Consider the following 13097-nt stretch of genomic DNA (forward strand, 5'->3'; position numbering starts at 1 on the left):
CGGTCGTCAAAACAAGACAAGAGAAAGCTGCCGAGAGGAATTGATCACTCTCGGACAGGCGCCCGACCGCCTGCCGGGATGACCTCATTGCGGCCCAGGTCATTTTGCAGGCTCTGCAGGTGGTAATAGACGCCCTTCTGCGCCATGAGCTCCCGGTGCGTCCCCTGCTCCACTATTGTGCCGTGATCCATCACCAGAATCCGGTCTGCCCTTTTAATGGTGGAAAGCCGATGCGCAATGACGATACTGGTTCTATTGGCTAGGGCCGCTTGAATCGCCTGCTCTATGAGCATTTCCGTTTCACTGTCGACATTGGCGGTGGCTTCATCCAGCACCAGGATAGAGGGGTCCCTCGCCAGCACTCGCGCAAACGCCAGGAGTTGCTTCTGACCCGCGGATAAGTCCATACCGCCTTCACCGATCCTGGTCGCCAGGCCGTCGGGCAGGCGATTCACCAGGGCGGACAGCTGAGACAACTGTACCAGCCGCTCAAGTTGGTCATCATCCGCCTCCAGGTTAAGCAGAATGTTCTCCCGTACGCTGCCCGGCACAACGAAAACATCCTGCATGACGAGCCCTATCTGCTCTCTCAGCCGATGAGGATCAAAGTTCTTGAGGCTGATTCCGTCCAGTTTGATGTCGCCTTCGCCGGGGTCGTAAAATCGCTCCAGTAAATTGATGATGGTGGTTTTTCCGGAACCTGTCGCCCCCACCAGAGCAAGGGTCTCGCCCGGTTCTACCCGAAAGGAAAGATCCTTCAGAATGGGATGGCCGGGGTCATATTCAAAGGTAACGTTGCCGAACTCGATGGCCCCTTGCAGATCGTTCAAAACCACCGGATCCGAACGAACCGGAAGTACGTCTCGAGTCTCCAGGAGTTGGAAAATTCTCTCGGCGGAAGCCATAGCCGATTGAACGATCGAGTATTTCTGCGAGAGCTCCCGGATGGGCTGGAAGAAAAGCCTCATGTACGAAATGAATGCAGTGAGAATACCCAGCGTCATATGATCCTGAATGATCTCACGCCCTCCGTACCAGATAATGAGTGCCATTGTGACGGAGCCCATGACTTCGATCAACGGGATAAACAGACCGAAGATGTGTATCTGGTAGATGGTAGAACGGTAGTAAATTCGGTTCAGATCGGTGAATCGATCGAGGGTGTCTTGCTCCCGCAAAAACAGCTGGATGATGGTGATTCCGGAAACCGCCTCCTGGATAAAGGCATTGATTCGAGCAAGGTTGGTGCGGATTTTTCGAAAGGCATCCCTGGCCAGCCGCCCGAACCACAACGTAATGATGAGCATAATCGGGAGCATGACGCTCAGCAGCAAAGTCAGTCGCCAATTCATCCAGAAGAGGATGGCCATGATGCCAATCAGCTTCAAACCGTCGTTGAACAGAGTCACAATGACCGAGGTGAACATCTCGTACATGTTCTGGATGTCATTGGTCAGCCGGGTGACCAGTTTTCCCACGGGGTGAGCATTGAAGAAGGATAGATTCAGCCGCTGCAGATGGACAAACAGGTTCTGCCGCATGGCGTGCATGATCTTTTGCCCTGCCCATTCCAACACAATCACCTGCAGAAAATTAGCGACAAAGCCAATGAGGATGATCCCGCAGAAGATCAAACTCAAATAGAGGAGACCTGAGACTCTCTGGTCGATGGATAAGCGCGTCTGCAGAATGTACTCATCCATTGCCAGCTGTATGAGGCGGGGGAGAGCAAGGCTGGCTGCCGTAACGATCAGAGAAAGGAAAACCGCCAGCGACACCCACTTCCAATATGGAGCGACGAATATCAGCAGGCGCCGCCACAGCCCCACATTTCCGATCTGGCCGAGATGGTCTTCCTCGAAATACCCGTAACTATGTTGCATCCGCCCGGCCCGCTAGTTCCGATGCCCCCGCGAGGCTCGTCTGCTGATAATAGATGGTGGCATAAAAACCACTCCTTTCCAGGAGTTGAGAATGGGTGCCGCGTTCCACGATACGCCCTTCTTCCATCACTACGATTTCATCCGCATCAGCCAACGGAGCCAGCCGGTGAGAAACAATGATGCACGTGTGCCCCTTCAGGTAGGACGCAATGGAACGGATTATGGCGTGCTCGGTTTCCATATCGACGGCGGAAAGCCCGTCGTCGATAATGATGATGGGCCGATCCAGCAAAAGCGCTCTGGCAATGGCCAAACGCTGGCGCTGGCCACCGGACAGTTTGACGCCGCGCTCCCCTATCCTGGTCTGGTAGCCGTGTTCCATGGCCATTATTTCATCATGAATGGCCGCGGCCCTGGCCACCTCCTCGATCTCTTTCCAGGTGGCGTCTTTTCTCCCCATCGAAATATTGAAAGCAATACTCTCCGAAAACAGCACAACCTCCTGCGGAACATAGGCAATGGCGCCGCGAACCGTTGCAAGAGAAAGCCGGTTGATATCCGTGCCGTCCAGCAATATCTGACCAGAGGGCACTGGATACAGTCTTGCCAGAAGATGGCACAGAGTGGTTTTGCCGGACCCGGTGCGGCCCACGACGCCGAGCAAAAGGCCCTGCCGAATGTCCAGTGAAATATTCTTCAAAACCAATCGCGGCTGATTTGGATAGCCAAAGGATAAGCTTCTTATGCTTATTGCTCCCCTGATGGATATGCCCTGTTCAGCTCCTGCGGGGGATCTGAGCGCCGGTTGCTCTTTCAGTAGAGCATGGATACGGTCAAGGGATGTCACGCCGCGCTGGAAAAGATCTGAAACCCAGCCCAGGGCCATCATGGGCCACGTCATCATGAACAGGTAGGTGATGAATGCAACGAAGTCGCCCGCGGTAATGGTGCCGTGGATTGTCATGCGACCGCCGAAGAAAAGCACAATAAAAAGACTCAAGTTGCCGATTAAACCGGATAAAGGAAAAAGAGTGCCGTAAATGGCTGCAAGTCGAAGATTGTCCCGTACGTAAGTTGTGCCCAGACGGTCGAATCTCCCGGCTTGCTGCGTTTCCTGATTATACGCCTTGATCAGCCGGATGGAACTGAACGAGGATCGAACGTACTCCGTCAGGATGGAAAACTGTTCTTGAACTCTCTTGAAGCGACGGTGCAATCGGGAAGACAAAAACCGGGTCAGGATAGCGAGCAAAGGCATCGGCGCTATGGCCATCAGAGTCAAACGCCAGTCGATGAACGCCATGAAACCGATCGCCGCCAGTCCCATGAAAAGGGCATCGACAGCCGCCACCAGACCCATCCCTGTAGCCAGCTGCACAGACGACAGGTCATTGGTTGCCAGGGCCATGATTTCGCCTGTTGTCCTGCGCTGGAAAAACGCCTTATCCAGTGTCAAGATATGAGAAATCATGCGATTTCTCAGGTGCATTTCCAGCCGGCGGGAAAATCCCAGCAGCAATATACGCCAGACAAAGCGCAACATGGCGATCGCCAGTGCAATGGCGATGATGATGGCGCCATAGACCAAAAGTCTGTTGGATGTGGCCAGGCCCGCCTGCAAATCATCGACTGCGTTTTTTATGATGCGGGGGACGCAGAGCTGCAGGAAATCAACTGCAATGAGCGCGAGAAACCCCACGGTGATCCTTATGGAATAGCGCTTGAGGTAAGGTGAAATAACCTTGACGGCGGACCATGGATTGACTTCCTTTGCCGCTTTCTCTGCCGCAAAATGAGACGTTGCGTCGGTTTTACCACCTGGCTTCATCAAAGCACCGCAGCATCGGCTATAGTTCAGCCACGGCCCGGGCCAGTTCTCTTCCGGACTCGTAAGCTTCTTGCAGGTATTCCGGGTGTGCGAGCACATCTCCCTCGAAATCGAGACCCCTATAAAGCAGACTGCGCCACAGCGCCATATCCAAGACATCGAAAAAATAACGGATGGTGCGCAGCGCCCCTGTGAAAAGCTTCTTCCCCCGGGTTGCCCCGACTGATATGAACAAGCCCAGACGCTTGGTCTCCCATTGTCCGAAAGGTGTTTCGTCGATCCAGTATTTCTTGACCCAAAGCGACTGGCATCGGTCCATAAAAATCTTCGTATGCGCACTCACCGTATAAAAGAACATGGGGGATGCCAGCATTAAACCGCGGCAACCCAAAAGTTGATCATAGACCCCCTGGAAATCATCTTCGATGACACAGCGGCCATTCTTTTTGCAGCCATAAATTTCCAAACAGGGGGACATCTTGAGATCGCGCAGCACAATCTCATCCACCTCGAGCCCGGCATCGCGTGCGCCGCGCACCGCTTGCTCCAGCAGCAAAGAGCTGTTCCCTTTGCGCCGGGGACTGCCATAGACCGCCAAAATCTTCGCCATCCTCGACAACCTCCCTGTAGCGCTCCCCCCATACTAATTTCCACTGTATGCGGCTGCTCTAAACACCAACAGAATTACTCCCTGCCGGCAAACCTCCTCCATCCGGCGCGTTTTGCCCGCAAACATCCCCTGGATCCACGCCCCTAAAATTGTATAGGCTCATGTGGAAAAGAAAAGATCAATTGCAAAATTGATTCGAATCCCTTAGTGCCATTATAATGATGGACGTCTTGCAAGATTCAGTAACACGGTCATCCCGGCACAATACCGCTGCAGGACTTTGGCAAGAGGCTTACACTGGTCCGGGGTTTTAACTTTCGAAACAACCAAGGAGGGAAGATGGAGCACTCAGGGAGTCCCAATTTTGAAGATCTGACGCGATTCGCCACAGAGGTTTTGCAGCGGGTAGGCGATGAGGCCCTGAAGTTTTACGGCAAGGGGGATCCCGCGGTCAGATTCGACAGCGAGCTGGTCACCGAAGCAGAGTTGCGCCTGGCCGACCTGTTCAGAAGTCAATTGAATGCCGAGTTTCCGCAACACAAGATCTTCGGTGACGGAATGCCCGCGCAAGAATATACCCACGGGGAAGAGGGGCATCTGTGGATCTATGATTCTCTGGATGGGGTAGCCAATTTTCAGGCGGGAATTCCCATCTGGGGCACATCACTCGCCCTGTATGAGAATTTCTGGCCGATTTTCGGCATGTTCTACATGCCGGTGACGGGCGATTCGTATTACGCCCAGGCAGGACAGCAGGCGTATTGCGGCAAAACCCCGATCCACCCGGCCGAACCTGACGAAATCAGCAACGAGAGCGTGCTGCTGACCTATTCCAGATTTCACAATCAGTATCGCTCAACCTTTCCCGGTAAAATCCGCAACCTTGGCTGCACCGCCGCACACCTGTGTTATGTGGCTCACGGGCGGGCCGAAGCGGCTCTCATCGCCAACGTCTCCTACCAGGATCTGGCGGCGGCACAAATCATATTGAAGGCAGCCGGCGGCAGAATCTGCAAAATGGATGGTTCAGACTTCTTTCTGAACGACTATCTGGACGGTCAACGGATTGAAGATCACCTCCTGGCAGCTCCGGAGAATTCCCATTCCAACATCCAGATGTATTTACAGAAACTGTAGCGCGGCGAGAGCGCAAGCCCTCACCCTGCGCCGACCAGCTGGGCGGCACAGCCGGCTTGATAGGTTCACTTGTCGGCTGACTCGCGAGCTCCACGCAGAATTTTTGCCAGCCGTTCCTGGGTCCTTGCCAACTCTTCTTCCACCTGGCGCAGTGTCTCAGCCGACAGCGCTTCAGGCGATTGTTCGCGAATTGTTACGAGGGCCTCGGCCGTCTCAACAAGCCTGGCAACGTCACGCCGCCATTTGGAAGCAGGCCGTGGTGCAGTAACTTCTGGCGCCGGAGGGGTGACCACGATGAGGTCACCGATGTCGGGCACATGAGCGGTGAGTTGGAATTTTTTCTCAACCAGTTGCGCAAATGACTCGCTGACTCCGCGCTCACCGTGCGTGACATAGACCCGCATGGCCGGATTCCTGAAGTGGTCGATCCAGGCCAGCAGGTCCGATTGACCGGCGTGCGCCGAGAACCCACCAATAGTAAACACTTTGGCACGCACAATGACTTTTTCACCAAATATCTTGACCGATTTGGCCCCTTCGATGATCCTCCTGCCGATGCTGCCGTTCGCCTGGAATCCGACCACTACAAGAGAACTGCCCTTGCGCCACAGGTTGTGCCTGAGGTGATGTTTAATCCTGCCGGCGGTGCACATCCCATTGCCGGCAATGATGATGGCAGGTCCGGGAGTTTGATTGATGGCAATGGAATCCTCTGCAGTGCGCGACAGAATCAGTTGCGGAAAATCAAATGGGTCATGCCCTTCATTGACAATGGCGATGGCATCTGCATCATAGAAGGTTTTCATCTGCCGAAAGATTTCGGTTGCCGCAATGGCAAGGGGACTGTCGAGATAAACGGGCATGGAAGGAATCAGCCTGTCCCGAAAAAATTCCCCGAGCACATAGAGTATTTCCTGCGTCCGCTCGACGGCAAATGCCGGAATCATGACTTTTTCTTGATGTCGATGGCTGTAACGGATTGCACCCAGAAGCTCTTGTTTGCTCTCTTCAAACGATCGGTGGTCGCGATTGCCGTAGGTGGATTCGATGAACAGCACGTCGGCATCAAAAATCGAATGGGGATCGCGTACGATCAGTTGATCCTTTTGTCCCAAGTCTCCCGAAAAGACTACCTTGCAGGAGTTCGACGGCGCATTACTCCAGAATTCGAGGATGGCGGATCCCAGGATGTGACCCGCGTTGCGGAAACGCACTTTGAAACGGGAATCGACGTTGATGACCTGGTTGTTTGCCACCACTTCCAGTAGAGGGAAACAGGCCATAACGTCTGCCTCAACATAGAGAGGCTCGACTTCGGGTTCGCCGCGCCGGCGATTTTTGCGGCTCTGCCACTCGGCTTCAGACTCCTGAATGTGAGCCGAGTCGAGCAGCAGGATTTTGCACAGCTCGGCGGTCGGCAGAGTCGTGTAGATTCTGCCGCGAAACCCATCCTTCACGAGTTTGGGGATGCGCCCGCTGTGATCAATGTGGGCGTGGGTCAGAAACAGCGCCTGGATGTCTGCAGGATCGAAACCCCACGGCTGCCGATTCAATGCCTCCATCTGCTTGCCGCCCTGAAACAGGCCGCAGTCGACCAAATATTTTTTTCCGTTATCGATTAGAAAGCACGAACCCGTAACGCATCCGGCGGCTCCCAGACAAGTGATTTGCATATTTCCCCCTTGCTGTTTGATTGCAGACGAGTGCATCTTTTCACAGTGAATTTTTCTTGACAAGGGAAGAAATGCCGGGTAAATGAATGATTATTCATTCAGTTAACGAACTGGTGTGTGGAAGGCTGAGATCCATGCGCAACAAGAGTGCAGAAAAATACCAACGGATACTCGATGCGGCCGTGAAGGTCTTTGCGCAAAAGGGCTTTTTTCAGTCCAAAGTATCGGAAATCGCAAAAGAAGCCGGGGTCGCCGACGGAACCATATACCTTTACTTCAAGAATAAAGACGACCTGCTCATATCAATCTTTGAAATCAAAATGCAGGAAGTCATTGCCCACTTTCGGGCTGCGCTCAACCAACAAGGCGATGCCGTGGCAAAGCTCAAACACCTGATCCACATGCATCTGGAAGAATTTCAGGCAAACCCGGACCTGGCAGCAGTCTTCCAGGTCGAGCTGCGCCAGAGCAGCCGATTCATGCACGAATCGGAAAAAATGGAGTTGAAGCTTTACCTGGACCTCATCGGAGAAATAGTCGAGCAGGGACAAAGAGAGCATCTGTTCCGCGACGAACTGCCCGTAGGACTGATCAAACGTTTCATCTTCGGAACGTTGGACGAGATCGTGTCTACCTGGGTATTGGCGGGCAGACGCTACGACTTGAGAGCCCAGGCGGACCTCGTAGTGGATCTTCTGCTGCGCGGCGTTCAACGGGATTGCGAGGTGCGGGGGCAAGGTAACCAACAACAGGAGGTTGTCCAATGAAATTGCTTGCAGATGAACGCGATATCAAGTTTGTATTGTATGAACAGCTGCACGTGGAGGAATTGTGCAAGTACCCGGCCTATTCTGATTTTTCCCAAGAACTGTTCGATATGGTGATCGATCAGGCGGAAAAATTGGCGGAAAAGGAGCTCTATCCCGCAAACAAACTGGGGGATCAGCAGGGCTGCCGCTTTGAAGACGGCGTGGTGAGAGCTCCGGAAGCGTTTCATAAAGCATACCGGCACTATTGTGAGGGCGGTTGGCTGGCTATAGCCGATCCCCCGGAAGTAGGCGGCCAGGGACTGCCGTTTGTGGTGGCCAATGCGGCTCTGGAGTTTTTCAGTGCGGCCAACTGGGCGCTCATCATGTATCCCGGACTCACGCACGGCGCAGCCCGCCTCCTGCAAAAATACGGCACACCACGGTTGCAGAACATATACATGTATAAAATGTTTTCCGGCGAATGGGGTGGCACCATGTGCCTGACGGAACCGGGCGCCGGCAGCGATGTGGGGAATTTAACGACCAGGGCGGTGCGCAATGCCGATGGAACCTACGCAATCCAGGGGCAGAAGATTTTCATTTCATCCGGCATGCACGATTTGACGGAGAATATCGTGCACATGGTGTTGGCACGCATCGAAGGGGCGCCCAGGGGAACCCGCGGCATTTCAATTTTTCTGGTGCCCCGCCTGCGCGTCGATGAGAATGGCAATCTAGTGGAAAACGATGTGGTCTGCTCCGGAATCGAACACAAAATGGGCATCCACGGCTCGGCCACCTGTTCCCTCAATTTTGGCGAGAACGGCAACTGTGTCGGCTACCTCATGGGCCAGGAAAACAAGGGCATGCGGATCATGTTTGACATGATGAACGAAGCGCGTCTGTTCGTCGGCATGCAGGGCCTCGGGCACGCCAGTGCCGCCTATCTGCATGCACTGCAGTACGCCAAGGAGCGGCTGCAGGGGGCACCGGTGGAAAGGATGAAGGACGCCGCAGCGCCCCGCGTTCCCATCATTGATCATCCGGACGTGCGGCGCATGCTGATGTTCATGAAAAGCAGCACCGAGGCCATGCGTGCCATGTTGCATCTGGCGGCCTACTGCATCGACCGCGAACGTGTGGCGGAAAGCGAGGAAGAGCGCGAGTTGTTTCAGGGCCATGTGGATCTTTTGATTCCCATCTGCAAGTCCGTGGGAAGCGACCTCGGCTTTCGCGTGTGCGAAACGGCCATTCAGGTTTACGGCGGCTACGGGTTCATCAGCGAGTATCCGGTGGAACAGTTCCTGCGGGATTGCAAGATCGCTTCTCTGTACGAAGGCACCAACGGCATCCAGGCACTTGACTTGATCGGCCGCAAACTGACCATGAAGCGCGGCCAGTTGATCAAGAATGCACTCAAGACAACCAGGGAAATGCTGATCAAGTTTCGCAAGAATTTCCGCCTCAATGAACTGGCGCAGATCTACGAGGAAGCCGAGGAAAACCTTGTGCAGGTGACCAAATTCTTTGCCCTCAAGAGCATGACCGATGAGTTCCATGTTCCCGTTCTCTATGCCAAGCCGTACCTGGATCTGTTCGGCGACGTGGTGATGGGCTTTGTGCTGCTCTGGCAGGCTCACATAGCCGATCGCAGGCTGCAGGAGATCTACCGCGACCACAACGCCAAAGATGAGAAGGCGCAGAAAAGACTCATCCAGGAAAATCGCAGTGCGGCTTTTTACTTCGGCAAGATCGCCTCAGCTCAGTTTTTTATCAATCAGGTTCTCACTCAGGCGGCGGGGAAGGCTAGGGGCATCATGAACAACGACAAATCACCGCTCGAAGTGCCGGTGGATGGATTTGTTCTCGGATAAACTTTACAAAGGAGGTAGCTCTCATGAAAGCGAGAGATGTAGTGGTGGTCGACGGCATCCGGACGGCCTTTGGAAGAGCCGGTGAAAAGGGCTTTTTCTGGCAGACAAGAGCCGATGACATGGTGGTCAGAGTGATTCGTGAACTGCTGCGTCGTAACCCTCAGGTAAAGCCGGAGATGGTGGAAGAAAACGTCTGGGGGGCAACTACCCAGGAAGGCGATCAGGGACTGACTTTGGGGCGCACCTCGGCGCTTTTGGCGGGACTGCCGGACTCGTGTTCCGGCTTTTCGGTCGATCGAATGTGCGCCGGCGGGCTCACGGCCATTACCAGTGCGGCTTCCGAGATCGCTTTCGGAGCTTGTGATATTGCCATAGCCGGTGGGGTGGAGCACATGGGGCATCATCCCATGGGAGCCACCGCCGATCCCAACCCGCGCTTTCTGACGGAAAAACTGGTTTCCGAGGATGCCCTGGTGATGGGTAAGACGGCCGAAAACCTGCACGACATGTTTCCCGATATCACCAAGGAAATGGCCGATGAATACGCCTGCCATTCTCAAATGAAAACGGCCAGGGGCTATGCCGAGGGGAAGATTCAACAGATGATTGCGCCCATGACGGTCTATACCAAGGAAGGCTGGGTTGTGGCGGACCGCGACCAGCAACCGCGTCCCGAAACGACCATGGAAGGACTGCGCAGCCTCAAGACCCCTTTCCGAGTGCAGGGCAAGGTCACCGCGGGCAACGCATCCGGGCTGAACGATGGTGCCTGCGGGGTACTGCTCATGGCGGCCGACAAGGCTCGAGAGCTCAACCTTGCCCAGCGAATGCGTCTGATCGGCTACGCCTACGCAGGGGTTAAGCCGGAAATCATGGGCTACGGACCGGTGCCCGCCACCCAGAAGCTGTTCGCGCGCACCGGACTATCCATGGATGACATGGATTTTGTCGAAATGAACGAAGCCTTCGCTGTTCAGTGCATCGTGTTCATGCGCGAATTCGGCTTGAAATTTCCGGATGATCCGAAGCTTAATCCGTGGGGCGGTGCCATCGCGTTCGGGCACCCGCTGGCAGCGTCCGGCCCGCGACTGGTAACCCATCTTGCCCATCTTTTTGCCGCGCACCCGGAGGCCCGCTATGGGCTGACCACTCTATGTGTAGGCCTTGGCCAGGGAGCATCTGCCATTTGGGAAAATCTGCAAGAAAAACCAAAAAAGAATAAGCAAAGGGGGTAAACCATGGGAGAACCGGTAACCCGTTTTTACAATCGCTTCTATGAGTCACCTGTGGGCAGAATTGCCATCGTGACCATGGATAACGGGCACGATTACAAAAAGCCCAACACCTTCAGTGAATCCGCCTTGCGCTCGCTCAATAAAGCGCTGGAAGAGATCAGCAAGGATGGCGGCGTAAAGGGCATGATGCTGACGGGGAAACCCTACATTTTTGCCGCTGGAGCCGACCTGACCGAAGTGCCCTTCATCACCACCTTCGAGCAGGGCTATCAAATCGGACAATTCGGGCACCTCGCCATGAAACGCATTATGGATCTGCCTTTTCCTACGGTGGCAGCCATAAACGGCGTTGCGTTGGGCGGCGGCCTGGAAATTGCCCTGTACTGCCAGTACCGCACCGTTGCCAGGAGTGCCCAGGGGATTGGCTTTCCCGAGTGTTTTCTGGGGATCATTCCGGGTTGGGGCGGCTGCACCCTGGCCACCAAGCTGCTGGGACCAGAGAAGGCCCTGGAGCTCATAATATTCAACGCGCTGAACCAGAATCGCATGATCAACGGTCCCCAGGCCTTTCAACTGGGGCTGGCGGATCGGTTGTTGGACGGCGCGGAATTTCTCGACGAATCGCTGCAGTTTCTGCAGGATATCATTGCCGGCCAGGTCAAGGTGGAGCGTCCGCCGGCTCAAACCGGCAATGTCAAGAGTGCCATTGCCAAAGCCAAAGGTTTTGTCGACAGCAAGGTGCATGGCGCAGCACCTGCACCCTACCGGGCTCTGGAGCTGATCGAAGGGGCGTGCAAGTGGGATGTCGAACAGGGCTTCGAGGAAGAAAACAAGGCCCTGGGCGATCTCATCAAAACAAGGGAATGCAAGGCCTCGATCTATTCCTTCGATCTGGTCAACCGCTACGCTAAAAAGCCCAGGGGCATGCCGGATGCGAAACCGCAAGCGGTCAACAAAGTGGGCATCATCGGAGCCGGTCTCATGGCCTCGCAACTGGCGCAGCTCTTCATCTATCGGTTGGGCGTGCCGGTGGTCATGAAAGATATCAAGCAGGAATTTGTCGACAAAGGTTGCGCCTACGTCGCTCAAGAATTTCAGAAGATGGTCGAGAAGGGCAGACTGTCCGCAGCGCAGGGACGCTATTTTACCAGCCTGCTGACCGGCACCCTGGATTCTCAGGACTTTGCCGACTGCGATTTTTTAATCGAAGCCGTGTTTGAAGAGATGCAGGTCAAACAGCAGGTGTTTGCTGAAGCGGAAACCTTCATCAGGCCCGATGCCATTCTGGCGACCAACACTTCCTCTTTGAGTGTCACCCGCATGGCGGCCGATTTGAAGAACCCCGAGCGGGTTGTGGGCTTTCATTTCTTCAATCCGGTGGCGGTGCTCCCCCTGGTTGAAATCATCAAAACCGAACAAACCGGCCAGGGAACTCTTGCGACCGCTTTCGGACTGGCCCGCAAACTCAAAAAAACCGGCATCCTGGTCAAAGACGCCCCGGCCTTCTTGGTCAACCGGATTCTCACAAGAATGCTGGTGGACTGCGTGAGCCTGGTGGATCAAGGGGCCTCCTTCCAGCAGGTGGACGATGCCATGCTGGCACTCGGACTGCCCATGGCGCCCTTCGAGCTGTTGGCCCTGGTGGGCCCGCCTGTCGCTCTGCATGTCAATGAAACGCTGAATCGGGCATTCGGTTCCGAGCGGTTTCCCGTGAGCGACAGTTTCGCCAAGCTGGTGGCTGCCAAAAAGCCTTCCATTTATCTCCCCAACAGCAAGACCAGGCGCGTGGATCCGGAGGTAGAAAAGCTTTGGGTGAAGAGCGACAAGCGGGAATTTCATCCCGAGGAAATTCAGAAAACGGTCTTGAGCAATCTGGCACGGGAAATCGATTCCATCTTGCAGGAGAAAGTGGTGGCGAGTTCAAGGGATGTGGACCTGGCGATGATCATGGGCGCCGGCTGGCCGTTTTTCATGGGTGGCATCACCATGTATCTCGATCTGGCGGGAATCACCCCCAAGGTGCTGCAGAAGGTGTTTTTTAGTATATGAGGAGTTGGTTCGAGGAGTACCGAAACCGATCAGCAGACCCTGGCAGACTGTCCGAGAAC

Annotated in this window: 9 protein-coding genes; 5 read left to right on the forward strand and 4 right to left on the reverse strand. The window is 54.8% G+C overall.

Annotated elements, in window-relative coordinates; genetic code table 11:
- Positions 1-44 precede the first annotated feature (44 nt).
- From K1V27_RS13895 to K1V27_RS13905, 3 genes are read right to left on the reverse strand one after another with little or no spacing between them, the layout of a single operon-like run.
- On the reverse strand, positions 45-1883 hold the full coding sequence (locus K1V27_RS13895) for an ABC transporter ATP-binding protein (RefSeq protein ID WP_258930637.1): 1839 nt from the start codon (positions 1881-1883) through the stop codon (positions 45-47).
- A complete protein-coding gene (locus K1V27_RS13900) occupies positions 1873-3711 on the reverse strand; it encodes an ABC transporter ATP-binding protein (RefSeq protein WP_258930638.1) in 1839 nt (612 codons plus the stop codon). The genes K1V27_RS13895 and K1V27_RS13900 overlap by 11 nt, the downstream gene beginning before the upstream one ends.
- A 19-nt stretch (positions 3712-3730) precedes the next feature.
- Entirely contained in the window at positions 3731-4321 is a 591-nt protein-coding gene (locus K1V27_RS13905; protein WP_258930639.1) for a flavodoxin family protein, read from the reverse strand.
- Between the two features lie 339 nt (positions 4322-4660).
- Here K1V27_RS13905 and K1V27_RS13910 point away from each other — a divergent pair, with 339 nt between their 5' ends.
- Positions 4661-5458 (forward strand): inositol monophosphatase family protein, encoded by a 798-nt coding sequence (locus K1V27_RS13910; protein WP_258930640.1) that lies wholly within the window; start codon positions 4661-4663, stop codon positions 5456-5458.
- A 65-nt stretch (positions 5459-5523) separates the two neighbouring features.
- Here K1V27_RS13910 and K1V27_RS13915 read toward each other — a convergent pair whose 3' ends face one another.
- Positions 5524-7131: an MBL fold metallo-hydrolase RNA specificity domain-containing protein gene (locus tag K1V27_RS13915; RefSeq protein ID WP_258930641.1), complete on the reverse strand. Its 1608-nt coding sequence runs from the start codon at positions 7129-7131 to the stop codon at positions 5524-5526.
- Between the two features lie 134 nt (positions 7132-7265).
- Here K1V27_RS13915 and fadR point away from each other — a divergent pair, with 134 nt between their 5' ends.
- Genes fadR through K1V27_RS13935 form a run of 4 tightly spaced genes read left to right on the forward strand, consistent with a single transcriptional unit; the run spans position 7266 to position 13038 of the window.
- Positions 7266-7898, forward strand: coding sequence for a fatty acid metabolism transcriptional regulator FadR (gene fadR, locus K1V27_RS13920; RefSeq protein ID WP_258930642.1), 633 nt, complete (start codon positions 7266-7268; stop codon positions 7896-7898).
- Complete coding sequence (locus K1V27_RS13925; protein WP_258930643.1) at positions 7895-9754, forward strand: acyl-CoA dehydrogenase; 1860 nt, start codon at positions 7895-7897, stop codon at positions 9752-9754. The genes fadR and K1V27_RS13925 overlap by 4 nt, the downstream gene beginning before the upstream one ends.
- Before the next feature lie 23 nt (positions 9755-9777).
- Positions 9778-10989, forward strand: a complete 1212-nt coding sequence (locus tag K1V27_RS13930; protein ID WP_258930644.1) for a thiolase family protein — start codon at positions 9778-9780, stop codon at positions 10987-10989.
- Between the two features lie 3 nt (positions 10990-10992).
- Positions 10993-13038 carry a 3-hydroxyacyl-CoA dehydrogenase NAD-binding domain-containing protein gene (locus K1V27_RS13935; protein WP_258930645.1) on the forward strand — a complete coding sequence of 682 codons (2046 nt, stop codon included), beginning with the start codon at positions 10993-10995 and terminating at the stop codon, positions 13036-13038.
- The last annotated feature ends 59 nt before the right edge of the window (positions 13039-13097 follow it).

It is taken from the genome of Desulfoferrobacter suflitae (assembly GCF_022603395.1).
GTDB lineage: Bacteria > Desulfobacterota > Syntrophobacteria > Syntrophobacterales > Syntrophobacteraceae > Desulfoferrobacter > Desulfoferrobacter suflitae.

Coding starts and splice junctions, on each gene's coding strand:
- K1V27_RS13935 (WP_258930645.1), top strand. CDS start 10,993: ATGGGAGAACCGGTAACCCGTTTTTACAATCGCTTCTATGAGTCACCT.
- K1V27_RS13895 (WP_258930637.1), bottom strand. CDS start 1,883: ATGCAACATAGTTACGGGTATTTCGAGGAAGACCATCTCGGCCAGATC.
- K1V27_RS13925 (WP_258930643.1), top strand. CDS start 7,895: ATGAAATTGCTTGCAGATGAACGCGATATCAAGTTTGTATTGTATGAA.
- K1V27_RS13915 (WP_258930641.1), bottom strand. CDS start 7,131: ATGCAAATCACTTGTCTGGGAGCCGCCGGATGCGTTACGGGTTCGTGC.
- K1V27_RS13905 (WP_258930639.1), bottom strand. CDS start 4,321: ATGGCGAAGATTTTGGCGGTCTATGGCAGTCCCCGGCGCAAAGGGAAC.
- K1V27_RS13910 (WP_258930640.1), top strand. CDS start 4,661: ATGGAGCACTCAGGGAGTCCCAATTTTGAAGATCTGACGCGATTCGCC.
- fadR (WP_258930642.1), top strand. CDS start 7,266: ATGCGCAACAAGAGTGCAGAAAAATACCAACGGATACTCGATGCGGCC.
- K1V27_RS13900 (WP_258930638.1), bottom strand. CDS start 3,711: ATGAAGCCAGGTGGTAAAACCGACGCAACGTCTCATTTTGCGGCAGAG.
- K1V27_RS13930 (WP_258930644.1), top strand. CDS start 9,778: ATGAAAGCGAGAGATGTAGTGGTGGTCGACGGCATCCGGACGGCCTTT.